Here is a 24,178-nt window from a genome sequence, read left to right as displayed (position 1 = left end):
CCGGTTCAGAAGATCTTGATGGCGTCGAATTTACATCTCGAATAGCACTCGCCACAGCGGATACAGGCATCCTGACGGATGAAATGAATCTGCTTTCTGTCGCCATCGATGGCATGGGTAGGGCAGTTTTTGGCGCAAACCGTGCACCCGGTGCATTTTTCCGGATCTACCTCATAAGTCAGCAATTTCTTGCAGACTTTGGCCGGGCATTTTTTGTGATAAATATGTGCTTCATATTCATCGCGGAAATAGCGGATCGTGGTGAGCACGGGATTCGGCGCTGTCTGTCCCAGTCCGCAAAGCGACGTATCCTTGATCTGGTAGGCAAGTTCTTCGAGCAGTTCGATGTCGCCATCCCTGCCTTCCCCATCGGTGATGCGGTTCAGGATTTCAAGCATCCGTTTCGTCCCTATACGGCAGAAGGTGCATTTTCCGCAACTTTCCTTTTGAGTAAAGTCAAGAAAGAATTTGGCCACATCAATCATGCAGGTGGTTTCATCCATCACGACCATACCGCCTGATCCCATGATGGCGCCTGTGGCATTTACCGAATCGTAATCCACGATGGTGTCGGCCAGGTATTCGGGAATACACCCGCCGGAAGGGCCTCCCATTTGAACGGCCTTGAATTTTTTGTTATCCTTGATTCCTCCGCCCAATTTAAAGATTACATCCCTGATGGTGATGCCCATAGGGACTTCAACGAGGCCTGACCGCCTGATTTTTCCTGCGAGGGCAAACACCTTGGTGCCCTTGCTTTTTTCGGTGCCATATTTTGCATAGGCTTCCGGGCCGTTGAGAATAATCCAGGGTATATTGGCGTAAGTCTCAACATTGTTGATGTTGGTAGGCTTGCGCCACAATCCTGAAGCAGCCGGGAATGGAGGGCGTTTCCGGGGCATCCCGCGCTCACCTTCCACCGATGCAATCAGGGCCGTTTCTTCACCGCAGACAAAAGCACCGGCACCCTCCTTGATATGTATGTCGAAGTTAAATCCTTTGATTCCAAGGATGTTTTGACCCAGGAATCCATTTGCCCTGGCCTGGTCAAGGGCAATGTTAAGCCGTTTGATGGCCAGGGGATACTCAGCCCTGCAGTAGATGACTCCTTCGGTGGCGCCGATGGCATAGGCGCCGATAATCATGCCTTCGAGCACGGAATGCGGATCCCCCTCCAATACTGAACGGTCCATAAAAGCCCCCGGATCGCCTTCGTCGGCATTGCAGATGATGAATTTTTCATCAGAAGGATTGCCGGCGGCGAACCGCCATTTCATACCGGTGGGAAATCCACCGCCGCCCCGGCCCCTGATTCCGGAATCAAGTACCTTCTGGATAACATCCGCCCCGGAAATCTGCTCTCCGGCAATTTTGCGGATGGCGGCATATCCCTGACGCGCCTGATATTCCTCAATACTCTCAGGGTCCATATGTCCGCAGTTACGCAGCACGATTTTTACCTGTTCGTCAAGAAATTCATTTTCAGGCGTTTTAAAAAGATCCGACTGTACAACATATTCTTTTACCGGACTTCCCTGGACGATATGTTTGTCGATAATCTCAAATACCCTGTCCTCATCAATTTCGCCGTAAAGGTAAGTTCCTGTGCTGTCCACGATTTCAACCAGTGGTTCCCGGTAGCACATGCCTACGCAACTGGTTTTCTTCAATTCAAAGTCCAGATTTTCGGCTTCTTTCAATGCCTTGATTTTGTTGTAGGTCTTGCCGGCCCCGGCTGCAATGCCGCAACTGCCCAATCCTACAATTACCTGTGTTTTACTCATATATCCTGATGTAAAGCAATATGAATCAGTGGTTTATTTTTCTTCCTGCCGGTTTTCCTTTAACCTGATTTCCTTGATAATCTTCACCGCGTCTTTCCCGGTGAGTTTTCCGTAGGTGTCTTCACCTATCATCATCACCGGGGCCAGGGAGCAACATCCGAGACAGGCTACGGATTCGAGCGTAAACATCCCGTCTTCAGTGGTTTCTGTATCCTTTATTTTTAAAGAATCCTGAATGGCATCGGTAATGGAATTGGCATTCTGAACATGACAGGCTGTTCCGTGACAAACTTTTATAATGTGTTTTCCAACGGGTTTCAGCCTGAACTGTGCGTAGAATGTTGCCACGCCATACATTTCGCTGAGACTTAAACCTGTATCCGCTGAAATTTTTTCAAAAGCCTGGCGGGGGATATAACCATAAATGTTCTGGGCTCCCTGAAGCAGGGGGATCATATTCCCTTTGCGCTCTTTGTATTTCTCTATAAGCGGGTTCAGCAGGTTGAGGTCAGGAACTTCACCATTGAGAGGCTTTTCTGCTTTTTGAATTCGTGCAACGCGCATGGATAAATTGTTTTTGCGTTAAAAGTAGAAATTCCGGATATTATAGGTTGAAATTTCCTATAATTTATATTTCTTCTAAATACTGTGTAAAGTTCAGATAAACAACGAAATATGTCTTTCTGGCCCGGAATCTGAATCCGAGATTCAGTAAATCCCTGAGAAAAAGATGCTGGTAATTGACAGATGGGGTCTGCTCAGGATAATTGCAGCAGACACTGTTTGACAAATTCTAAGCAGAAGTACCTGGCAAATCCGGGTATCGGTGCACATTGAATCCGGACTTCAACCGATGCCGTGGCGCTTCATTTTTTCGTAAAGTGCGTTCCGGCTTATACCCAGTAATCTGGCAGTCTGGCTGATGTTACTTTCTGTTGCCCTGAGCGCTGACAAAATGGTTTGTTTTTCAGCTTCAGCGAGGTTGAGGATTGTCCTTCCGGGCTTGTCATTGCCGGATGATTCCTTTGATGCGCTCTTTTTTTCTGCAGAAAATGATTCAGGATCGAAGGAAAGGTCTCCACCCAGATTCACATATTTCTCGATAAAATTCTCCAGTTCCCTGATATTGCCGGGCCAGTGGTAACCGGTAAGCCTGATAAACAAATCCTTGCTGATTTCCGGTGTGCTCTTTTTCAGTTTTACAGACTTCAGGTTCAGGAAATAGCTGATCAGCAGTGGTATATCCTCTCTGCGCTCCCGCAGGGCGGGCAGATGGATCGGGATGACACTCAGCCGGTAAAAGAGGTCGCTCCGGAATGTTCCTTTTTCAATTTCTTCTTTGAGATTTTTATTTGTTGCTGCGATAATCCGGACATCAACCGGAATTTGTCTGCTGCCTCCAACACGGGTGATTACACCCTCCTGCAATGTTCTGAGCAGTTTAACCTGCATATCGGGCGGCATTTCGCCGATTTCGTCCAGAAACAGTGTGCCTCCGTTAGCCAGCTCGAATTTTCCCGGCCTTCCGCCCTTGAAGGCTCCGGTGAACGCCCCTTCATCGTAACCAAACAACTCACTTTCGATCAGGGTGGCGGGGATGGCGCCGCAGTTAAGGGCTACAAAACCATTCGATGCCCTGGCGCTGTGGTTATGCATGGATTGGGCAATTACCTCTTTGCCGGTGCCGCTTTCCCCTGTAATCAGTACGGTTGACGGGCTGTCGGCTACCGTTTTTGCATATTCCGTCACCCGCCTGAGCTCATCACTTTCGCCGATCAGGTCTTCAAAAGTATAGCGGGCATGCATGCCTGTGTATTTATTCACGGTCTTATAAACCCTTTTCATTTCCCTGAAACTGATGACCATGCCTTCAATTTTGCCGTCAGGCCGGGTAATTGGGTAGGCGTTCAGGCTGAATGACTCAGGACCAGAGGAGGTGATGATCTGGGTGTCCTCATCAAGCATAATACCCGGCTCATGAATGGCCTGAAGCAGCTTTTTATAATCGGGAATGCAACCATCAATCGCTTTTCCCGAAAGCATGCCATGCGGATATTTCAGTAATTTGTGAGCCATCTTGTTGGCGGATGTGATCAGCCCGTCTTCACTTACCGACATCACAGCCAGTGATAGTGAATCCATCACCTGGCTGATGTACCTGGCTGATTCCTTCAGGCGGTACTCATTTTTCAGGTTTTTCAGCTGATTTTCGATGGCAGTTACGGCTGCAACCACCAGGCCGAGGGTGTGCGGATGAACAAGTTCGCGGCCTCCGGTCAGGTTAACGGTGCCGATGATGTTCCCGGCATCATCATGTACAGGGGCTGCGGAACAGGTCCAGCGGTGATACGCGGTTATAAAGTGCTCGGAGGCAGATACCTGAACAGGGGAATTTTCACTCAGCGCGGTACCCATGGCATTGGTGCCTATACTCTTTTCATTCATAAACGCGCCTACCACCATGTTCAATCCGGAAGCTGCCCCAACGGGCTCAGGATCACCGGTAATGCTGAGAATGCAGCCGTTTTTATCGGTAAGTAAAATGATAAATCCCGATCCTTCCAGAAAATTATAGAGCATGTCGAGGAAAGGTCCGGCAACGCGGATCAGGTCACGGTTTCCGTCAAGCAACACCGCTTTTTCCTGCTCGGAGAGCAGCAGTGAAGGGTATTGCTGATCGCGTGTGACCCCGTACTTCTTGCTCCGCTCATGCGAATCGTGAATAATTTCTTCCTGTTTCCGGTTTTTCCGGGCCATATCCTGATTTTTTCTGCAAAGATAGGAATAAAGCTGCAGGGGCTAAGCCTGCATTACCGGAAGTCCGACACCTGTCAACCGCCCGATGAGCAAGGTAAATTAGTCGGGGTAAGTAAAATAAACAATGAAACCTTGCAGGTGTATTGCTCCGGTCTTCAATCATTTCCTGGCAGGTGATGTGTGAGCCGCGTTGAATCATTCACAAACTTAGATCTCTTTTGGGGTGTTTCGTTATTTGATGTACCGGAGTTAAAGATGTACTTAGTGATTTGCAGTGTATTTGTAAAATAGTTTCACAGAGATGCACAGAGATACACAGAGAAGGCACAGAGATTCAAAGAGGGTTGTATTCTTCTCTGTGTTACTCCGCGATACCTCGGTGAGCTCTGTGTAATTGTTTATTTTACAAGGATTCAGTGAGCTACATTTTAAGGGGTAAACCTATCCCGTAATGGTTATTTTTTTTCTGATAAATATTTGGTATTTAATGACCTGATAGCAATCCCGATGGGAAAAGCCAGCACATCATTTAAAGAATAACCCCCTCTTTTGCCCGTAAAGGCAGCCATACGCATAGTGGTTAATAAGGCCGGATTCTCCTTCTGTCAGCGATACCTGCCCGTTATTTATAATTATCCCGAGCGTGGATCCCGCAGAACAGCACGGAAGGATGGTTCTAATCGCTGATGGGCAGGGGGCAGAAATGCTTTTTACATTCGAATATTTATAGGTAAAGTATGCGCTTTTTTTAATATTATTGTTTTAAATCTATCTTTTGTTTTTATGGGAATAATTGTATTAATCAACAATTGCCAGTTTCTCTGTTGCAATGATATTGTGTTCACTTTCCAGTATCAGCAGATAAATCCCGGAAGGTAAATTATCGCGATAAAGATCAATTTCCCTGTCATTGAAATTCTTTATTATTTTCACCTGTTGCCCGGATGAGTTGATGATCGTCAGCGTTGCGTCAGAGAAGTTATAATCTGATCTGAGGGTCGTTTTGTATGAAAACGGATTCGGGAAAACAGCAGGTTTTCCGGTTAACCTGATCTCAGGCCCGCTGTTAAGTACCAGTTCACAGCCAACAGACGACGGATAATCTGATAAAAAGTATATAACGGAGCTATTCCTGGCACAGACCAGATATCTGTCTGTAAAATCAATAGCATAGGAATAAACAGGCTCTATCAATCCAAAATTGGATCCGATGCCCTCAATGATATAGGGGTAGATATTATGCCCGATCATGTCAAAATTCCATTTTTTTCTGTATTGTCCGTTTATTAAAACCGAGTCGGTTGATATAACAACCAGGTCAAAATTATAGACAAAGTAATGGGATATAATGCCATTCAACGTATCGCCAACCCCGAGATTGTAATCATACAGCAAAGAATCAACCGTTGTATCAGGGAAAACAAAAAATGTTTTATTAGCAAGGGAATCATCTTTCAATGCCCCTGCATAACCTGAAGCCGGGGCCGCCGGAGGATTCATTGGAGAATTGCATGACACGGTGTCAACCTGAACGGAAGATCTGTATATTTTTTTATAAATGCATGAATTTATCAGGGTGTCGCCTTGAACAAAGTACTGGAAATAATACCTGACATAGCATGGATGCTGAAAAGCATAGTTATAATAATAGTCCACTCTCCAGATAGCAGAATCTGGAAACGGATGGTAAACATTTGTTTGTGTAAAGCCGGTTTCGACACTCAATATTAAGATTGAAATGGTAAAAAGGATTTTTTTCATGGTTATGTTTATACATGTAGGCGTATATTCTGCCGCGTTTCAGAGTATCATATGTTTTATAAAGTCTGAAAGTTTACTCAAAGTTACAGAAATATACAGTAAAAATAACCAGATAAGTTTTTTATGCAGAAACAGGTGATTGGACAATAATTATACTTTAGCCTGTTGCGCAGGTGAAAGGCTGAAGTACTGATAATCTATCTGGCTGAGCCTTCCTGTCGGGTGCTCAAGTAGATTTGACCTGATATTCAGTATGTTATATTTTTTACAATATTACCCGAATATACTATAATTATCTTACCTTGTTTTCTGTGACTATTGCTTCAGATTCAGATAATTCTATTATAATGGCTCACATCGCATTTACATTTCTCCCCGGGCTTCGAGATATCCGTCGATCAGCCAGTGTGCCAGATAGATCAGGGGCGTAAGCAGGATTGCCAGTGAAACCTTATAGGTGTATTGAACCAGCCCTACCTGCAATACCTGCTGCATACTCCAGTTTCCGAGCAGGTAAAAAGCAATGAAAAGGATTACAAAACTGTCGATCAGCTGCGAAATCACGGTGGAGCCGGTTGCCCGCAACCAGAGTTTTTTACTGCCGGTAAGGGCTTTCAGGTAATGGAATGCATAGGCATCGATCAACTGGCTGACGAGAAAGGCTGCCAGTGAACCGATAATGATTCCCAGCCCGGCTCTGAATATACTGGTATAGGCATAGTTGATGTCGAAAGGGTTGCCGGTTGGATCTGTTTGGTTCAGGTTAAGCCAGAAATCCGCCGGAGGAACTTCTGTGCCGGCAAGAACGATTAAAAATGACCATGCAATCATCCCCGCGGTTATAAAACTGATCTTACGCACCCCGTTGCGGCCGAAGTATTCATTGACCAGGTCCGAAACCAGGAAAACAATGGGCCAGATAACCACCCCCACACTCAGGTTAAAATCGAGCTTCTGCCCGCCGAAAAAAGGAAGCTGTGCCGGCATCAGACCGAGCAGTTTTTCAAGCGAAAAAATCTTTACTCCCGCAAATTCGGCAACCAGTGCGTTGGTAAGAAAAATGGCAGAGAGGAACAAATACAGTTGAGTGCGCTTTTGTGAATTTTGATTGCTTTGCATAAAAGGGATTTACCTTAAGGTAATATGAAACAAATCGTTGCACATTAAGTTCAGCCGGTTCGGAGATCGTCCGGGCTGAGCCATTTATCCGGTCAGCGATGGAGAGCACCAATAATATTCGTAAATTTATCTGTTCATTCCAACCTTTAAATTATTTCTCTGTCATTAGTCTGATAAAAACAGGATCCGGATAGTTTGAACCAACAAAACTACGATATACACAGACATCTTGTTGAGGCATGTATGGCCGGCAACCGGAAAGCGTACAATGACCTTTACAGCGCTTATTCCAGGGCTATGTATAACCTTTGTCTGCGTATGATGAATAATGCTGAAGATGCCAGGGATATGTTGCAGGAAGGTTTTATTGAAGCATTCAACCGTCTTGACTCATTCCGGTTCGAATCGGCTTTCGGCGCCTGGCTTAAAAGAATAGTCGTGAACAAGTGTATCAATGCCCTTGAAAAGCGCAGAATTGTTTTTGTGGATGAGGAGGTTCCCGATCCCTTGCCTCAGGATGAAACGCCTGATGAAGAAGAACTCCGGCTCAGCGTTGAGAGGGTGAAACAGGCTATGAATCAGTTGCCGCAGGGAGCCAGAATGATTTTTTCACTTTACCTGATCGAAGGATATGATCATACGGAGATTGCAGAAATTCTGAAGATATCTGAATCCACTTCCAAAACGCAGTTTATGCGGGCCAGACAGATGGTAAAGGATATTTTACACGGAATGCCCGCTTCCTAAAAAAAATAATGTTATGAAAAAGGATAACCTGGAAAGATTTGTTCAGGAGCATGCAGGGGAGTTTGACTCCCTTGAGGCACCCCCTGCTTCATGGGATGTAATTGAAGAGAGGGTTTTACCAATCCGCTCAGGCAGATTGAAAAAGTTTCGTGCCATTGCCTTGAGGTCAGCGGCCGCTGTGTTGATTTTTGCTACAGCATGGATGCTGAATGATGCGCGTGATAACCGGATGCAGATCAAGGATGCAGACAGGCAGGCGATTACCGGGATGAATTATGTCATTGATGAACTCTCGGATGCCGAGGCCTATTACACATCCAAAATCCAAAGCCGTGAACAGGAGCTTGCAATCTATGCAAAGGATCATCCTGAGATCATCGAAGACCTGAGAGAGGAGTTCAGGGTGATGGACCAGCGAAAGGCTGAATTGCGGACTGACCTGGCTGAAAGCAATGCCGATGCAAAGGTGATAGAGGCCATCATCCTGTCTTACCGGGTAAAGCTCGAAATTCTGGATGAGATGCTGTTGGAACTCAGGCAGACGGATAATGAATCAAACAATGATACTGAGTCCGGTAAGGAGTTGTAAATCAAAATGAACTGTTCGTATTCGTTAAAAGAAAACTGAATCATGATAAAGAAACTGTTTTTCGGAGCATTGATATTAGGCGGAATGCTTTGTTTTTCGCAGGTTGCACAGGCGCAAATGTTCTCCGAAACGAAAAAGGAGAATAAGAGTTTCCGGCTGAAACCAGGCACGCAGGTGCAGGTTTTCAATAAGTATGGCAATGTAAATGTCCTGGTATGGGAAAAAGATTCAGTCAGATTTGAAGTCAGCATCACCGCCCAGTCGAAGCAACAGGCCAGGGTAAATAAAATATTGTCATCCATCGACTGCGAAATGGTGTCAGCGGCCGGTTTTATCAGTGCCCGCACAGTTTTTAACGATAACAGCGCCACTTTCTGGAAGGATGTTGTCAGCTATGCCGGCAAGGTTATCAATGCCGGAAATAACCTTCAGATCAACTACACAGTTTATCTACCGGTTGCAAGTCCTGTAAAAATTGAAAATAAATTCGGGAATATTTACCTGGGCAGCCATAATCAAAACGCAGATATCAATCTGTCGAACGGAGACCTGCAGGCCAGGGATTTTGCAGGAACCTTCAAACTTAAGCTTGAATTTGGATCAGCAACCATACAGGAAGCCGTTCACGGACAGTTTGAAATCAATTATTCTGACGTTTCGGTTCAGCAGGTGACGAACCTTTCACTCAACAGCAGATCGTCAAATCTTGCTATAGATAAAGTTACAAACCTCGAAATTAATTCTGTCAGGGATAAAATCAACATCAGGAACTGTTCTTCTCTCGACGGAGATGCATCTTTCTCACGCATCCGTATCAACACGCTGGAATCCGGATGTACCATGAATACCCGTTACGGCGATCTGAAGCTGAATGGCATTTCGAAAAACTTCAGACATATTTATGTCAGATCTGAGTATACTGATCTGGTATGTTCATTCAGCAATCAGGCTGCTTATTCCATTGACCTGAGTTATGATCCCAAAACAACCCTGAACATGCCCGAATCTATTGACAATCTGTTTAAAAGGGAAGTCGTCAATGCGACCACCGGAGCCGTGAAAGCCCGTGCTGAAATCGGACATGCCGGCAGTTCGCAGGTCACCCTCCTGATGAAAGCGGGTTCGCTGACCCTGCTGAATAAATAGCATCTTTTACATAGTAGTTTCCAATGTTTTATAACCGGCACTTATCAGCCGGAGGCTATGGTTTCAGCCTCATCCGGCCCGCTTAGAAATTAGTTTTCCGCTGGTTCCAACCCTTAAGAAATTTTGTTGTCATTCATTTATCAAAATCAACAGATCATGAAAAAAGTAAAGGCGTTTATAGAATCTTCCCGGTCGAAAACCGGTTTGCCCGCGTTATTAGTATTAATTCTTCTTGCATCTGCTGCCTGTATGCGCGAAAGAATTGAAGGGAATTACGATCTTATTTCTGAAACCCGTGAAACCAGCTCCTTTACCGGTGTTGTTTCCAAAGGCAATTTCAGGGTTTATATTATCCCCGGTGATGTGCCTTCTGTTGAACTAAAAGGCGAATCCAATGTGCTGCCTTATGTGGAAACATTTGTTTCGGGAAACCGGCTCGTGTTGGAATTCAGAAACGGTTACAATATACGCGAGCACTATACTGTTGAAGTTTATATCACTACGCCGGAGCTGAACAGCATTCATCTAGCAGGTTCCGGACTTGTTGAAAGCGGTGCATTTGCATGTGACAATGCTGATATCAATCTTTCAGGTTCGGGTAGGATTGCATGCGGTTTTATTGCTGAGAATATTGAAGCAGTGGTATCCGGCTCGGGCATTTTGTCCATCAACGGGCAGGCCGGGAATGGTTATCTGCGTGTTTCCGGCTCGGGTGAAATCAGGGCGCAGGAATGCGATCTGTTAAACTGCGATGCAAATATCTCCGGAAGCGGTAATATCCTGGTTACGGTGGCAGATGAACTTGAAGCATGGATATCAGGCAGTGGTTGCGTTTACTACATGGGCAATCCGGGAGTAATCTCTCACATCAGCGGTTCAGGTAAGGTAATCAGGTATTGATTGCCGGCAATTCGCCGGCCCGGGGTCGTGAGGAAACCATATAATTCCGGACATCAGCCTGGCTGGTTAAACAAAGGATGTGCTGCTTAGAAGAGGAAGTTATTTTCAAAAACTATTCACAGGCATTGCTGAAAATGAATAAGTAATGAATTTTAACATTAAATTATAAATCTTTAAAACAAGCTGACAATGAATAAGCAATTCTTAATGATGCTGATCGCTGTTATTTTTTTCGCCCGGTTCACCAATGCACAGGATACTTTGCATTTGTTTGGTAAACGGAATGATGGATCATCAGAAGCGAAAATGCCTGATCAGCAAGGCAGGAACAGCAATGAAATACAGACACTGACGGGACCTGAAAGCCACATCGGGTTTTATTTTGGTTTTACAACCGGTTATTCCCGGATCGATGGTTATGATGCTGTAAATGCAGGTGCTTCAGTTGCGCTGATAGCCAATCATAGCCTAGCAGTAGGATTTTCCGGGAAGGGTTTTGTTTCAGAGCCTTTTCGCGGCGAAGCAGGCACTGCCGAAAAGTTTAATTATGCCGGCGGGTACGGAGGTTTGCTGATAGAGCCGATTCTTTTCCCGAAACGTCCTGTGCATTTGTCATTCCCTGTATTACTGGGAGCCGGGGGTGTTGCCTGCAACAGGGTTTCAGGTATTTATCATCCGTATGATTATGATGATTTTTTTATTGACGATGCCGAAGCTTTTCTGATTGCCGAACCCGGCGTTGAAATTGAAGTGAATGTGGCCCGCTGGCTGAGGATGGGTATGGGTGTAAGCTACCGTATTGTTTCATCCTTTGATTCAGGGGACTTCGTGTCCGGCGAGCTTGACGGTTTTAACGGCGGACTTTCATTGAAAGTGGGGTTGTTCTGATCTGAAACAAACGCAACATAATCTAATTCATATGGCATATCAGCAATGAAATGTCAGAAAATTTTCAACCCGTTATCCAGAGACTGAAATTTCTCGGGATAACGGGTTGAATTATCGGATTCAGACAAAAGTCAGGGCCGGTTATTGAAAGGCAGCACTTTACCTGATTACAGCAAGTTTCCTTGTTTCGGATGTCTTGTTTCCGGAAATGATCCTGTAGGTGTAAAGTCCGGCTGGCAGTCCGCTCAGGTCGATGCGGTTCAGCAGGGAGCTGCTGGTTGCCTGACTGATTACCCTGCTGCCATTCATGTTAAATATATCAATGATTCCACCCTTTGCGGCTTCATTGGTCTTTATCCAGGTATAGTCGTAAGCGGGATTTGGATAGTTCTGCTCACTCATCAGGGTTTGCATGGCCTGCGTGTACTCCACTCCAACCATCTCATCTGATAACCATTGCCTGCTGAGACTGATGATCTCATTTCTTACATCTACATTACTTACCATTTCAAGGCCGATGCCAAAATAGACCGAGCGGTAATTTAATGCCTCATATTTAATGGCCGCATGCTTGGCCGCGGTCGTGTAATTGAAAATAATATCAGCGCCGGGTCCGGCATTGATCTCTTCCGGGTACATGTTGCCGGCATATACATCGACAATGTTACTTTGGGCTACGCCTCCGAAAATGGGGTCATCGGTATTGGCGTTCAGCTTGTTATTCGTGCCTGATCCATCAGCTACATAGATGGCGTTCAAATAGTTGGTGTAGAAATCCTGAGTCACCGGAGTGCCGTTCGAACCGTCTTGCCCGCTCATGATGTCCCAGCCGATGTCCTGTCCTGCTATAAAAACATTGTGTCCGGCATCCATGAAATCCATTACGGCTTCAGCCTGGCTGTCAGTCAGGGCAGGGAAGGTCCAGGCGATATTAAGCCAGCAGGTGAAAACATCCTGGTAGGCATTTGCATTGATCATATCACGCATCGCATTTGCGTTTGTAACAGCATATCCTGTGATGCCTGCAGCGGTAAATCCGTCGAGGTAAACATCCTGATGCAGGCTGGTTTCAGGGCCGCCGGTTCCATTTACCAATAAATCAGTAACACCGGCAATGAGCATTACCCTGTATTGTTTTTCCGGGGCAGCCGGGTTGTCAACAGATTTCATTTTCAATACGTATCCCGGGAATCCGGGTGTCTCTCCGGGGATAACCTTTATGGTTACCGGCTTTGGTGTGCCTTTGGTAAGATTGACGACGGTTGATGTGGTATATTCTTCCCCGTCAATCAGGTAGGAAACCTGCCAGTCTTCCGGGGAATTCTCGGTTTCGAGCCAGAATTCGAAAGCATTACTTCCTTCAATATTGCTGTTTGCTTCAATGCTGAAATTGCTTTCGAAATCCATATAACCCCGTTGGATGTATGGTCCGGCCGATATAATTTCTCCGATATACAGGTTTGTTCCTCCGATGGCATCCACTTCATCACCGGTAATAATCTCCTGATGGCCTTCGGCCACAAAAGCGACAACCTTCATATTTTCGACAATCGCCGGAACATTGTTATAAGCGTCAGGTACATTGTAAGTGTAGGTCCGGTTTACCAGGGTGCCTGCGCTGGTGGTGGTGACTTCATCCCCCCATTGCCCGGTGATGAGGTGGCGCAACATATGCATATGACGGTAGTTGCTGCCTGCTCCTCCTCCGGTTTGTGGTCCGTAGATGCTGTCCTGAATGAGTGCTATGTTGATAAAGTTACCGGGAGCTGCAGAATTGGAGGTGTAGTATAATTCAATGTTTACTGTCAGCAGCCTTGTGGATGGTTCGTACTCCGATGAAATTCCGATATTTACCGGTGACATTTCCTGCATGATCTGATCACAGGCGCCGGCCCAGGCGCCGCGGTTGAGTGCGGTATTGCTCCCGCTGAAAACATGCCGGTTAACAGTTCCGGAAGGATATCCGGTCAGGCCGGTTTGTCCGGCAATCGCATCTCCGAATGGTGTGCGGTAATCCGGTTCCCCCGCCGAGGGTGCTGCGAATGAACCCTGATGGAGGGCTATGACAAAGGCCCTTCCGGGATTATTATCGAGTATAGACTGTGCAATGGCATGTCCATCAGGACAATAAGTGCAATGAATGCCTGTAAATTCTTCAAGAATGGCATTTCTGGGCATAGGGTCCGTGCTGACCAACATCTGTGCGGAGAGGTTGAATATGCCAAATAAGGCCAATAAGGCAAGGGCAAAAATTTTTCTCATGGATTAGGGTTTAGGATGTTTATCGTGGCAACAAATGTGCAAAACTATTCTTTACAAATTGAAATGGATGCCCGGAAATAATAAAATTATTTCAATCTACCTGTATAGTTATTAAATTATTTTATAAACCAGATGGTTGATTGTTCTGTGTCCTTATCGATGACAACAGGTTGAAAAGAAATAAGATATGCAATCTTAAACAGGATTTTTCATAATTTGCGCGGCCGGTTTTGGGTAATCAGATACTGAGTTGTTTTCTCAGCATATCCAATGCTGCCAGGGCTGCCCTTCTGATATTGCGGCCCCGGTGCTCACCGAATGTAAACATTTTTGTTTCAGCGCCTTTTGGCGAAAGTACTGAAATCCATGTAGTTCCTACCTGTTTGTCGGGTGTCCCTCCGTCAGGGCCGGCGATTCCTGAAACAGCGACGGCACAGTCAACTTTAAGATGCCGGATGATACCGGCGGCCATTTCAAAAACCGTTTCCTGGCTGACGGCTCCATACCTGGCAAGGGTGTCGGGTGTTACACCAAGCAGATGTTCCTTGATCTCATTGGCATAAGCAACTACCGAGCCCTTGAAAAACGCGGAACTTCCGGGGATGCTGGTAATCAGGTGGGCAATGTAACCTCCCGTACAGCTTTCGGCAGTGGCGAGGGTGAAGCCATGGGCTTTCAAAAGCTTGCTTACGACCATTTCAAGCGTTTCGTCGCCTTCGCCAAAAATATATTCCGGGATCAGGCCGTATAGTTTTGTTACCCTTTCATTTATTTCTTTTTCAAGCAGTGTCCTGTCAGGGCCTGAAGCTGTCAGCCTGAGCCTTACGATACCTGGTTGCGGAAGGTAAGCCAGCTTGATATAATCAGGCAGCGCGGTTTCCCAGTCTTCAATCTTAGCAGCAAGGAATGATTCTCCAACTCCCTGCGTCAGGATTGTCCGGTGCACGATGCCTGTTGAGCTGAGTTTCGAAAGCCGCGGCAGCACATGGGTAGTCATCAGGCCTTTCATCTCAAATGGCACGCCGGGCATTGAAACATAGATGATTCCATCTTTTTCAAACCACATGCCGGGAGCTGTGCCGTTAACATTCAGCAGCGGGGTGCAGCTTTCCGGTACTTCCGCCTGGGCGCAGTTAAGCGGAGTGATCACGAATCCGCGTGAACCGAAAAGCCGGACGATATTCTCATAAGCATCCTGGTTGAACACCGGTTTTGTGTTAAAGTATTCGCAAAGGGTGGTTTTCGTGATATCATCGCGCGTTGGGCCCAGGCCTCCCGAAATAAGAATGATGTCAGCACGCGATGAAGCTTCTTTCAGCGTGGTAAGAATGTGCTTCCGCTGGTCAGATATGCTCGTGATCTGCACTACCCTGATTCCGATAAGGTTCAGCTGTTCCGCCATCCATGCGGAATTGGTGTCAACAACCTGCCCGATAAGCAGTTCGTCGCCTATGGTAATGATTTCTGCATTCATGGATTGGGTATATAATGATTGCCGGTTCACCGTAAAACCGGAATAAAACTCCGGTTCTGTAATGACAGCGGCAAATTTAGGTGATTATTATGTCGGCTGATTGAAAGGTTCAAACTTTATTGATGTTTTGGACGATCGGGTTTGAATCTGATTATTTTGTCAGTCAATCATACTGCCATGCGAAGGTTGATGACTTCTGCGGCCGGGCAGATTGCAAACATTTAACTAATTTAGCATGCAACCATTGCGTGTATGATGCATCTCAGATTTGATCCGGACTTAACAGCGCTTCTGAACAATTGATGGATGAACAGCAACTCCTGAAGGATTGCCTCAAAGGCGATGTGCATGCCCAGAAGCGCTTGTATAATACGTATGCCCGGAAGATGTTCGGGGTATGTCTTCGTTATGCCGCCGATCAGGGGATGGCTGAGGATTTCTTGCAGGAAGGGTTTATCAGGGTTTTTACCCGCCTGAAAAGCTTCAGGATGGAAGGTTCTTTCGAGGGCTGGATGCGAAGGATTATGGTAAATACCTCGCTCGAAATACTCAGGAAGAAGGACGTTTTCCGTTATGCTTCGCCATTGGACGACGACCTTCAGGTAAGCGATCAGGTGGAAGATGTGGAAGATATTCCTGATACTGATGTGCTGGTCAGGCTGATACAGGAAATGCCGGCAGGATTCAGGGCTGTGTTTAATCTTTATGCCGTTGAAAACCATTCACATAAAGAAATCGGGCAATTGCTCGGAATCAGCGAAGGAACATCCAAATCGCAGTATGCTAGGGCAAGGGCCTGGCTGCAGCAGCGCTTAAAAAGTTAAATATATTGCCAAAATGAAAAGAATAAAGGATAATCTGAGAGAGCAGGCGGGCAGACAGCTGTCGCAGTTTGAAGCCGCACCGCCTGAACTCATGTGGGATCGCATCCGTGCGGGCATGCATCGCCGCAGGCGGTTTATTCTTTTGAGACATACCCTGGTTGCTGCCACCCTGTTGCTGTTGATCGGCATCGGTTACAAACTGATCGTTCCGGTGCCGCATTCCGGAAATGTCATGCTTTCAGAACAGAATCTGGTTTCCAATCCGGAAGATTCTCTTTCGGGTTCTTCGGGTAAAGCGACGGATGGTAGCTTGTCAGATGCAGAGCCCGCTATTACTCAGGTCCGGATTGCCATGCAGTATTCAGGGAAAAAGCGGATTTCCGCACCTCTGCCTCAGCAAGCTGCATTGACAGCTGAAACATTGGCTGCCGAAGTAATCCGGGAGGCCGATGCCGCTCTGGTGCATGACAGGCCGGAAACGCTTTCCGAAATTCAGGGTGATGAAGCAGTTTATGCAGCGGAAACAGAAATCGCCGAAGTAGTGCCGGTTATCGCCGGGAATACTCCTGTGATAAAGGAAAATAACTTACCTCAGGCGCCGTCAAACGAAAATGTTCCGGACAATGGCTGGTTACTGGCCCTGCAATACGGTACAAATCCCGCGATAGAGCTCACGCAGCAGGATTATTCACTGGAATCGAACAGGGGCAATTACAGCCTTGATGCCGTTTCCTCCGGACTGGCTGCAGAAACATCCTATTTTGATGAAGTAGAAAGTACTGAGCATCAGGCACCGTTTATCCTTGGGCTGATTATAAGTAAACCGTTCGCGCGGAGATGGGCTGCAGAAAGCGGACTGGTATATTCACGGCTGGGCTACCTGATCAGAACTACCGAGCTAAACTCGGCTTACCGCGAATACCGGAATGAACTCACCTATCTCGGCGTGCCGCTTGGCTTGCGGTTTAATGTAATTGACGGACGACGTGCCGGATTTTTTGCATCGCAATCCTTTATTTTTGAAAAAGGCATTTCAAGCCGCGTTACATCCTCGACTTACCATTCAGGACTTCTGAATGAATCAGCAAACAGGCATGAAAGCATCAGCGGTTTCCAGATTTCATCGCTTACCGGTCTGGGAGGGGAACTGAAATTCTCAGGGACAATGTCGATCTACGGAATGGCTGGTATGCAATGCTTTTTTATGAACAAATCACAGCCATATAATATCAGGAGTGCAAGGATTGCCTGGCCTTCATTTCAAGCAGGAATCCGCATTAAAATCCGTTAACCGGTTTTATCTTGCCTGCGGATGCAACCATGGCGCCGAAGGGGCATCTATTAACAGAAATTCAAAATTCCGGAATCATGAAAACGCTGAAATTCATTCTGTCTGCTGTACTTTTAATTCTGCCTGCGTCAGTGTTATTTAATGCTTGTCAGGATAAAACTTTTGAGGAAGTTACTTACACCGCCAATGTACCCGTATATATGGGCTTTGATGAGTTCCGCGCGTCGGTAAAGCGATCGGATCCCCGGCAGATGGAACAACCGGGTAAAATCTATTTTAAGGATAATTATTTGTTTATTAACGAGATAAGCAAAGGGGTGCATGTAGTGGACAACAGCGATCCGGCTAATCCTGTGATTTCCACATTCCTTGAAATTCCGGGAAACTATGATATCGCTATAAAGGGAAACATCCTTTATGCAGACAGTTTCATTGATCTGGTAGCAATTGATATTTCGGATCCGATGAATCCGGTGGAGATCGACCGGGTTGAAGATGCCTTTCCGAATGTACTGCCTGTTTTTGATTACACCTACCCTGTGTATGGCCTTGACTGGGAAAAAGGGATTGTAGTTGGTTGGGAGACCAAAGAGGTTACCGAATTGGTGGAAAAAGGGAACACCTATCGCAATGAGACGCTGTATTTTGATAACATGGGCGTTCCTACCCTGGGGTCCAATGAGGTTGCCATAGCTTCTTCCGGCACAGGGCTGGCAGGTTCCATGGCCAGGTTTACGCTGAATAACAATTTCCTTTACGCGGTTCACAACAGTTCCCTGAAAGTGTTCAGCATCAATCCCACACCTGGCATTACCATGAATCCTGAAATTTTACTCGACAGGCAGGTAGAGACCATTTTTCCATATAACAATCATCTGTTTCTCGGGACAACCACAGGGATGATGGTGTATAGCCTTTCCAATCCTGCCGCGCCGGCTTTTGTTTCCGTTTTTGAGCATATTAATTCGTGTGATCCGGTCGTTATAGAAGGGAACTATGCTTATGTTACCCTCCGTTCCGGCACGCAGTGCAACGGATTTACCAACCAGCTTGATGTGGTGGATATTTCTTCGCTCGCGCATCCCTTTCTTGTAAAATCTTATCCCATGTTCAATCCTCACGGGCTTGGAATAGATAATCACATTCTGTTTATCTGTGACGGGGATGCAGGGCTGAAGGTATACGATGCCACAGACCCCATGAATATTCACCTGAACCAGCTGGCCCATTTCCCGGATATTAGAACCTATGATGTTATACCTTACAATGGACTGCTGATGCTTATCGGCTCCGGTGGATTATATCAGTATAACTATTCCGACCTGAACAACCTCGTTCTTATCAGTCATATTCCGGTGTATGTTCCTTAAAAAATGCCTGATGTCTGATCTCAATCGTATCTGCAGGGTTACATTTATATGCTTGTATGCTGGTTTGTTATTGCCGGGTGGCGCTTCGGCCCAGAACAGGAGGCAGGATGTTATTTTCCTGAAATCGGGATCAGTGCTTACCGGAAACCTGATTTATTGCGATAGCCTCCGGGGGGTCAGAATAGATAATGATTGCGGATCCTGGCTATTTTCCATAGGGGAGGTGGATAGTGTCAATATTCTGGGCTTCTGCCAGCGGTCATCCGATAAACGCAACGGCTATTATAATCTGAGCAGTGGCTCCCTGCTTTTTGGCGAGGGAGCTGACGGCTTTGTCCCATATCTCTCCATGACCATGGTCAATGGGTATCATTGGAATCAAAATTTTTTTACAGGGGCCGGACTGGGATATGAATACTTCGGATGGAGTGTTTTGCCTGTTTTTGCAGAATTATTATTTTTCATGAAGCCGGATGTTTTGACCCCTTACCTGTCGTTGAGGAGTGGTTATGCGTTTCCCCTTTCAAAGAATCCGGACTCATACCAGAATGGGAGTCAGGGAAGGAATTACGGGGGAGTGCTTCTTAATCCGGAGGCAGGATTAAAGATTTCTGTCGGGGAAAGAAGTGCCTTTCTGATAGGCATTGGATACCGCTATCAGGAATTGTCGCGGACATCCCCCGGCTATGACCGGAGCGGTAATTACAGCAGAAAAACAGTTACCCATTATAACAGGATTACCCTGAAGGCCGGAGTCCTATTCAGGTGAAACCTTTTTATTTTGACCTGAGTTATTTATTTTCACCATTGTCCGGATAAAATGAAGAAAGAATTTGCCACAAAGCCACTAAGAATAACTAAATGAGAAAAACAGGTTTTGGTGAACATGGTACCTTTGTGCCGCTTCGGCAGGTTCAGTACACTGAATAGTGGCTAAATATTTAAAAGCAAGTTGTATGCTGTTACAATCTTCTGTAACCAGCACCCATAAAGCATTCCGGTCAAATTATAATAATTTCCCCGGGCAAAATGATTTATTTTATCATTTCGTTGGGATTGCCTGCACCAAATACTTATATATTTCATATCTTTATAGAGGCCAAAATTTTGGGAATCCGGGTTCGGCATATTAAACCCGGTATTTTTAGTTTTAATGCTTGAATATGATTGCTCAATCATTAAGGTTATAGCTAAAAGTAAAATATTCAAACCCCGCTGATTAGTTAAAATTAAGTTATCAGATCAACATGAAACTCATCATTAATGCATCGAATGTTCATGTGGGGGGGATGTTGCAGGTGGCCATCTCATTTATCAATGAGTTGGTATATTTCCCCGGCAACGAGTACCATATTTTTTTATCAGCCGAGGTTGAAAGCCAGATTTCCGGCAAGGGTTTCCCAGATAACTTCAGTTTTTATTCTTTTCTGGCTTTTTCAGGAGAGCCGGGGGGGGTGAAGAAGCGCTGGTTAAGCTATCGCCGGCTGAGCAGACTGAAGCTGCTGGAACGTGTGATCAAGCCGGATGTGGTTTTTACTGTTTTCGGGCCAACTTTCTGGAAACCTTCTGCCCCCCATATCGCGGGTTTTGCCATCCCTTTCTTTGTTTACCGGGATTCGCCCTACTTCAATGTGATCAGTAAGGTTGAATTATTAAAGCGTAATTTCGTCAATCTTGTGAAAGAATGGCTTTTTACCCGCTATGTGGATTATCTTGTCGTGGAAACAGAAGAAGTGCGGCAACGCCTTATCAGCATTTTTAAAATTGATGAGAAGCGCATCTTTCAGGTTCACAACACATATAGTAATATTTATAATCATCCGGCCCAGTGGTCCGACAGAATTAAGCTGCCTGAACGGCTGAAGGGGGAACTGAGGCTGGTTACCATTTCAGCCAACCACCGTTATAAAAACCTGGAAATCATCAACAGGGTGATTGATGAATTGAAGGCTCTGGAGCCGGATCTGCGGGTAAAATTTATTCTTACCATCAGGAAAGAGCAATTCGATGGCCTGCAGCCATCAAACAGGAAATCCGTTCATTTTACCGATCGCATCAATGTGGAGGATTGTCCCCATCTGTACAGGCAATGCGATTTTATGTTTCTGCCTTCGCTGCTCGACTGTTTTTCTGCTTCTTATCCCGAAGCAATGAAAATGGGCTTACCTATACTTACCTCCGATCTTTCCTTTGCCCGTAATGTGTGCGGTGAAGCGGCAGTGTATTTCAATCCGTTGGATGCCAGAGATATTGCAGAGAAAATTTTATTGTTGTATCATGATCCTGTGCTTCAGGCAAGGATGGTCGCCTACGGAAAGCGCAAATTGCCTGAATTCGGGACCGCCCGCGAAAGGGCAGCCCGTTATCTTCAACTGGCAGCTGAAGCAGCCAGGAGCCCGTTGTCAAAAGGATTGCATTCGGAAATTAAAGAGCCAGTTTTATCGTAGCGTCATTCCCTGATTTATCACGGATGTTCAGCAGGTAAAAGCCAGGCATGAGCCGGTCAGTTTCAATCAGTATATCATTCCTTCCGCCGCAGAGCGGATAAATGCCGGTGGATTTCAGGTTTCCGGCGAGGTCATAAATGCCGGTTTCAACTGTTATGCTTCTGTCCGAATAGATACAGAGGTAATTCATCCTGTCGTCGCCCCTGTAAACAAAGGCGTTTTTAAATACATCCGGGCCAGTTATCCCGCCCGTCGGGCCGCTGTCGATTTTTAATTTCATGATTACCGGAAGGTGGTCCGACATTACTGCAAGTGCCGACAATACACCGGATGGTACGCTGGTATTCTGCGGGGAATCATTTATTGAACGGTTAAAGTGTTTTCCGTCCTGTCCGAGCGCCTTGTAGGATTCCGGAATATACCTGGCCCCTTTGTTCCCCTGCATGATACCAGCCGAAGCAAGGATAAAGTCGAAACGGTCGTCCATGCCGCCACTGGCCTGGCAACCATTGCCCGAAGATGATACCGACTGGGTATGCCAGGCGGCAAAGGAAAAATTATTGTTCCAGTCTCCGGGTTTATCAACCGGATCGTAGAATCTGAAGCCCTGGTTTGATGCGGGCGGGTTGACCAGGTTCTGATAAGCCTGCTCCGAAGAAGTATAAACATTGAAATCGCCCATTATCAAAAAATTGCCCGGCATCATATTGGTTTTCAGCCAGTTCATCACCGAATTGGTCATAACCGCCCTTGCCTCCTCATTCGAACTGCCGGAACTGGCCTTCAGATGCGCGACAATACAGTTGATAAAAACCGTATCGCCCTTCGCCAGTGAAGGGCTCCGGAAATACAGCCTGTAAAGGTTGATGTCCCTGACGTAAGACTGCATCACTGCCTGTGAATACAATACCAGCTTTCGCGAATCGTAGAAAAGGCCGTTAATAATATACGAGTCAGCAATATTAGTGATCGCAGCTTTCCGGTAATAGTCCTTTCCTGATACGTTCAGTACCTCTGTGAGTATCCGGTTGTGATAAAATTCATATTGGCTGATTTCATTTACGGTGAAAATGTCCGGATTCACATGACCCGTGATGGTTCTGAGGTAGGTATCCTTTTGTTCGTGGTTGTTGTTGGATGAGGTGCAATATGAAGTATAATTACCGTAATTCAGCAGGTTGTAATGCATTATGGTAATGGTGTCCTGAGCGCCTGAAACAAGCGCAATCAGAGTTAGGAGCAGGATGAGAAGGCTTTTTTTCATCAGGGAAATGACAAAATAATTCATGGATTTTCAAGGCATGCAAAGGTACGACAATAATCAATACCCCTGAAGGCATTATATGTCAGCGGTTTAAAAGCCTTTTGCCTGCTGAATGGCAGAAGCAACGCATGATGATCCGGAGCCGGATACTTACTTGTGAACTCTACGGATAAATTCCTCCACTTCAGGCACGCCACCCTGATAAACAAGGTATCCGTTGTAAGGTTCCCTTGGGGTGATTTCATCCTTAACGGGGGTAAGCATCATCCGCCTGACCTCTTCCGGGTCGCTGGTCTGGCCAAGTACCCAGCCCAGTTTAATGTAAGCGGCTTCGGGAAGCATATTACCTGCCGGCACAATACCTTTGGCCATCAGGTCGCGGCCTGTATCATATACAAACATATGGGCATAGCCCCAGAGTGTCTGCACGGTCATATACATATGTACGCCGGCGGCATGTGCCCTTTCGATGGCAGGGTACAATGGTTTGTTCACATGTCCCAACCCGGTACCGGCGATCACGATGCCCTTATATCCGTTTTCGACCAGTGAGTCAATGATATCGGGCTGCATGTTGGGATAGTAGTAAACAATGGCCACCTTTTCTTCAAAATAAGGGAGGATGGTAACCTTTTTATCTTTCCGGCGGGGGTTGTAATCTTTTTTGATGGGGAAGACACCCTTGCGGGTAACGGTAGCCAGCGGGGTATCGCCCAGGGTGCGGAAGGTGGAGCGGTAGGATGAGTGCATTTTTCTTACCCTGGTGCCGCGGTGGAGAAATCCGTACTCGTCGCTGGTCGGGCCGAACATGCAAACCATTACTTCGGCAATATCGCCATGCCCGGCCGCGGTACAGGCGTGCATAAGGTTGAGGGCGGCATCTGAACTGGGCCTGTCCGACGACCGCTGAGATCCTACCAGCACAATGGGGACCGGCGAATCCTGAACCATATAGGTCAATGCAGCGGCAGTGTGATGCAGGGTGTCAGTTCCATGACCGATTACGATACCTTCCACTCCGTTTTCAATTTCTTTACCAATGGCAACGGCCAGTTTCCGGTAGTTGTCAGGGGCCATATTTTCGCTGAAAACCGCGAAGACTTTTTCGGTTGTGAGGTTGCAGATCTGAGCCAGTTCCGGCACCGCACCATACAGCTCTCCGGGCGAAAACGCCGGGATAACAGCCCCCGTGCGGTAGTCGAGCCGCGAAGCAATGGTGCCGCCGGTGCCTATCAGTTTAACTTTCGGCAGCCCCTGTGTATAAGGAAACTCCTTTTCCGGAATTTTATAGTTTGCTTTTTTATACCCGGTTTCCTTCATACCGGTGATTGTCGAAATATCGATCCCCACGTTATAGCCGGTTGCAATCTTCATGACAATATGCTTGTCGTCGTCGTTTTCGGCACGCGGAAGTACCGTTCCTTTAAACAACCCGCGTGTGGTTGTGACTTCTGCCTGCCCCCAAACCCTGACATTGAATTTTTTGAGCATCTCAAGGGCAGCTCCCTTATATCCCTGGAAAATATCGTCGGCCATTGTTTTTTGTTTCTTTAAG

At 46.3% G+C, this 24,178-nt stretch carries 19 protein-coding genes; 10 read left to right on the top strand and 9 right to left on the bottom strand.

Features of this window, described 5'->3' with window-relative positions; translation table 11 throughout:
- Positions 1-5: 5 nt before the first annotated feature.
- From TBC1_RS06465 to TBC1_RS06445, 5 genes are all read right to left on the bottom strand, one after another.
- A complete protein-coding gene (locus tag TBC1_RS06465) occupies positions 6-1,784 on the bottom strand; it encodes an NADH-quinone oxidoreductase subunit NuoF (RefSeq protein WP_062039947.1) in 1,779 nt (592 codons plus the stop codon).
- Between the two features lie 33 nt (positions 1,785-1,817).
- Positions 1,818-2,348, bottom strand: coding sequence for an NADH-quinone oxidoreductase subunit NuoE (gene nuoE / locus TBC1_RS06460; RefSeq protein ID WP_062039945.1), 531 nt, complete (start codon positions 2,346-2,348; stop codon positions 1,818-1,820).
- A 282-nt stretch (positions 2,349-2,630) separates the two neighbouring features.
- Complete coding sequence (locus TBC1_RS06455) at positions 2,631-4,541, bottom strand: sigma-54-dependent Fis family transcriptional regulator (RefSeq protein WP_062039943.1); 1,911 nt, start codon at positions 4,539-4,541, stop codon at positions 2,631-2,633.
- Between the two features lie 798 nt (positions 4,542-5,339).
- Positions 5,340-6,302 (bottom strand): T9SS type A sorting domain-containing protein, encoded by a 963-nt coding sequence (locus TBC1_RS06450; RefSeq protein WP_062039941.1) that lies wholly within the window; start codon positions 6,300-6,302, stop codon positions 5,340-5,342.
- Positions 6,303-6,665: 363 nt separating this feature from the next.
- Positions 6,666-7,421 carry a queuosine precursor transporter gene (locus TBC1_RS06445; RefSeq protein WP_062039939.1) on the bottom strand — a complete coding sequence of 252 codons (756 nt, stop codon included), beginning with the start codon at positions 7,419-7,421 and terminating at the stop codon, positions 6,666-6,668.
- Between the two features lie 195 nt (positions 7,422-7,616).
- On the opposite strand from TBC1_RS06445, the gene TBC1_RS06440 reads away from it, so the two are divergent.
- The 5 genes from TBC1_RS06440 (at position 7,617) to TBC1_RS06420 (ending at position 11,691) form a co-directional block, all read left to right on the top strand.
- The gene (locus TBC1_RS06440; RefSeq protein ID WP_201781638.1) at positions 7,617-8,168 is read left to right on the top strand and encodes an RNA polymerase sigma factor; all 552 of its coding nucleotides are present in this window, start codon (positions 7,617-7,619) and stop codon (positions 8,166-8,168) included.
- Positions 8,169-8,181: 13 nt separating this feature from the next.
- Positions 8,182-8,757: a hypothetical protein gene (locus TBC1_RS06435; protein WP_062039935.1), complete on the top strand. Its 576-nt coding sequence runs from the start codon at positions 8,182-8,184 to the stop codon at positions 8,755-8,757.
- 42 nt (positions 8,758-8,799) lie between these two features.
- Positions 8,800-9,903 carry a hypothetical protein gene (locus tag TBC1_RS06430; protein ID WP_062039933.1) on the top strand — a complete coding sequence of 368 codons (1,104 nt, stop codon included), beginning with the start codon at positions 8,800-8,802 and terminating at the stop codon, positions 9,901-9,903.
- Between the two features lie 156 nt (positions 9,904-10,059).
- Positions 10,060-10,803: a head GIN domain-containing protein gene (locus TBC1_RS06425; RefSeq protein ID WP_062039930.1), complete on the top strand. Its 744-nt coding sequence runs from the start codon at positions 10,060-10,062 to the stop codon at positions 10,801-10,803.
- Positions 10,804-10,992: 189 nt separating this feature from the next.
- Positions 10,993-11,691: a hypothetical protein gene (locus TBC1_RS06420; RefSeq protein WP_137305485.1), complete on the top strand. Its 699-nt coding sequence runs from the start codon at positions 10,993-10,995 to the stop codon at positions 11,689-11,691.
- A 159-nt stretch (positions 11,692-11,850) separates the two neighbouring features.
- Here the strand turns inward: TBC1_RS06420 and TBC1_RS06415 are convergent, their stop codons facing one another.
- Positions 11,851-13,953, bottom strand: a complete 2,103-nt coding sequence (locus TBC1_RS06415; RefSeq protein WP_062039926.1) for an Omp28-related outer membrane protein — start codon at positions 13,951-13,953, stop codon at positions 11,851-11,853.
- A gap of 238 nt (positions 13,954-14,191) precedes the next feature.
- On the bottom strand, positions 14,192-15,427 hold the full coding sequence (locus tag TBC1_RS06410; RefSeq protein WP_062039924.1) for a competence/damage-inducible protein A: 1,236 nt from the start codon (positions 15,425-15,427) through the stop codon (positions 14,192-14,194).
- 302 nt (positions 15,428-15,729) lie between these two features.
- Here TBC1_RS06410 and TBC1_RS06405 point away from each other — a divergent pair, with 302 nt between their 5' ends.
- From TBC1_RS06405 to TBC1_RS06380, 5 genes are all read left to right on the top strand, one after another.
- Positions 15,730-16,251, top strand: coding sequence for an RNA polymerase sigma factor (locus TBC1_RS06405; protein WP_062039922.1), 522 nt, complete (start codon positions 15,730-15,732; stop codon positions 16,249-16,251).
- A gap of 13 nt (positions 16,252-16,264) precedes the next feature.
- Positions 16,265-17,542 carry an outer membrane beta-barrel protein gene (locus TBC1_RS06400; protein ID WP_062039920.1) on the top strand — a complete coding sequence of 426 codons (1,278 nt, stop codon included), beginning with the start codon at positions 16,265-16,267 and terminating at the stop codon, positions 17,540-17,542.
- 77 nt (positions 17,543-17,619) lie between these two features.
- Positions 17,620-18,912: an LVIVD repeat-containing protein gene (locus TBC1_RS06395; RefSeq protein WP_201781637.1), complete on the top strand. Its 1,293-nt coding sequence runs from the start codon at positions 17,620-17,622 to the stop codon at positions 18,910-18,912.
- A gap of 10 nt (positions 18,913-18,922) precedes the next feature.
- Positions 18,923-19,681, top strand: a complete 759-nt coding sequence (locus TBC1_RS06390) for a hypothetical protein (protein ID WP_137305483.1) — start codon at positions 18,923-18,925, stop codon at positions 19,679-19,681.
- A 478-nt stretch (positions 19,682-20,159) separates the two neighbouring features.
- Complete coding sequence (locus TBC1_RS06380; protein WP_062039912.1) at positions 20,160-21,359, top strand: glycosyltransferase family 4 protein; 1,200 nt, start codon at positions 20,160-20,162, stop codon at positions 21,357-21,359.
- Here TBC1_RS06380 and TBC1_RS06375 read toward each other — a convergent pair.
- Both TBC1_RS06375 and gatD read right to left on the bottom strand, forming a co-directional pair.
- Positions 21,337-22,623 carry an exonuclease/endonuclease/phosphatase family protein gene (locus tag TBC1_RS06375; protein ID WP_137305481.1) on the bottom strand — a complete coding sequence of 429 codons (1,287 nt, stop codon included), beginning with the start codon at positions 22,621-22,623 and terminating at the stop codon, positions 21,337-21,339. The genes TBC1_RS06380 and TBC1_RS06375 overlap by 23 nt on opposite strands.
- A 150-nt stretch (positions 22,624-22,773) precedes the next feature.
- Positions 22,774-24,159, bottom strand: coding sequence for a Glu-tRNA(Gln) amidotransferase subunit GatD (gatD, locus tag TBC1_RS06370; RefSeq protein WP_062042845.1), 1,386 nt, complete (start codon positions 24,157-24,159; stop codon positions 22,774-22,776).
- Positions 24,160-24,178 lie beyond the last annotated feature (19 nt).

The sequence above is a fragment of the Lentimicrobium saccharophilum genome (assembly GCF_001192835.1).
GTDB lineage: Bacteria > Bacteroidota > Bacteroidia > Bacteroidales > Lentimicrobiaceae > Lentimicrobium > Lentimicrobium saccharophilum.
Note: the sequence above shows the minus strand (reverse complement) of the source record. Positions and strands in the feature narration are given on the sequence as shown.

What these genes read in the sequence shown, in the direction of transcription:
- TBC1_RS06410 (WP_062039924.1), bottom strand. Translation starts at nt 15,427, where the DNA reads ATGAATGCAGAAATCATTACCATAGGCGACGAACTGCTTATCGGGCAG.
- gatD (WP_062042845.1), bottom strand. Translation starts at nt 24,159, where the DNA reads ATGGCCGACGATATTTTCCAGGGATATAAGGGAGCTGCCCTTGAGATG.
- TBC1_RS06390 (WP_137305483.1), top strand. Translation starts at nt 18,923, where the DNA reads ATGTCTGATCTCAATCGTATCTGCAGGGTTACATTTATATGCTTGTAT.
- TBC1_RS06375 (WP_137305481.1), bottom strand. Translation starts at nt 22,623, where the DNA reads ATGAAAAAAAGCCTTCTCATCCTGCTCCTAACTCTGATTGCGCTTGTT.
- nuoE (WP_062039945.1), bottom strand. Translation starts at nt 2,348, where the DNA reads ATGCGCGTTGCACGAATTCAAAAAGCAGAAAAGCCTCTCAATGGTGAA.
- TBC1_RS06430 (WP_062039933.1), top strand. Translation starts at nt 8,800, where the DNA reads ATGATAAAGAAACTGTTTTTCGGAGCATTGATATTAGGCGGAATGCTT.
- TBC1_RS06465 (WP_062039947.1), bottom strand. Translation starts at nt 1,784, where the DNA reads ATGAGTAAAACACAGGTAATTGTAGGATTGGGCAGTTGCGGCATTGCA.
- TBC1_RS06455 (WP_062039943.1), bottom strand. Translation starts at nt 4,541, where the DNA reads ATGGCCCGGAAAAACCGGAAACAGGAAGAAATTATTCACGATTCGCAT.
- TBC1_RS06405 (WP_062039922.1), top strand. Translation starts at nt 15,730, where the DNA reads ATGGATGAACAGCAACTCCTGAAGGATTGCCTCAAAGGCGATGTGCAT.
- TBC1_RS06380 (WP_062039912.1), top strand. Translation starts at nt 20,160, where the DNA reads ATGAAACTCATCATTAATGCATCGAATGTTCATGTGGGGGGGATGTTG.
- TBC1_RS06395 (WP_201781637.1), top strand. Translation starts at nt 17,620, where the DNA reads ATGAAAACGCTGAAATTCATTCTGTCTGCTGTACTTTTAATTCTGCCT.
- TBC1_RS06420 (WP_137305485.1), top strand. Translation starts at nt 10,993, where the DNA reads ATGAATAAGCAATTCTTAATGATGCTGATCGCTGTTATTTTTTTCGCC.
- TBC1_RS06400 (WP_062039920.1), top strand. Translation starts at nt 16,265, where the DNA reads ATGAAAAGAATAAAGGATAATCTGAGAGAGCAGGCGGGCAGACAGCTG.
- TBC1_RS06435 (WP_062039935.1), top strand. Translation starts at nt 8,182, where the DNA reads ATGAAAAAGGATAACCTGGAAAGATTTGTTCAGGAGCATGCAGGGGAG.
- TBC1_RS06445 (WP_062039939.1), bottom strand. Translation starts at nt 7,421, where the DNA reads ATGCAAAGCAATCAAAATTCACAAAAGCGCACTCAACTGTATTTGTTC.
- TBC1_RS06450 (WP_062039941.1), bottom strand. Translation starts at nt 6,302, where the DNA reads ATGAAAAAAATCCTTTTTACCATTTCAATCTTAATATTGAGTGTCGAA.
- TBC1_RS06415 (WP_062039926.1), bottom strand. Translation starts at nt 13,953, where the DNA reads ATGAGAAAAATTTTTGCCCTTGCCTTATTGGCCTTATTTGGCATATTC.
- TBC1_RS06425 (WP_062039930.1), top strand. Translation starts at nt 10,060, where the DNA reads ATGAAAAAAGTAAAGGCGTTTATAGAATCTTCCCGGTCGAAAACCGGT.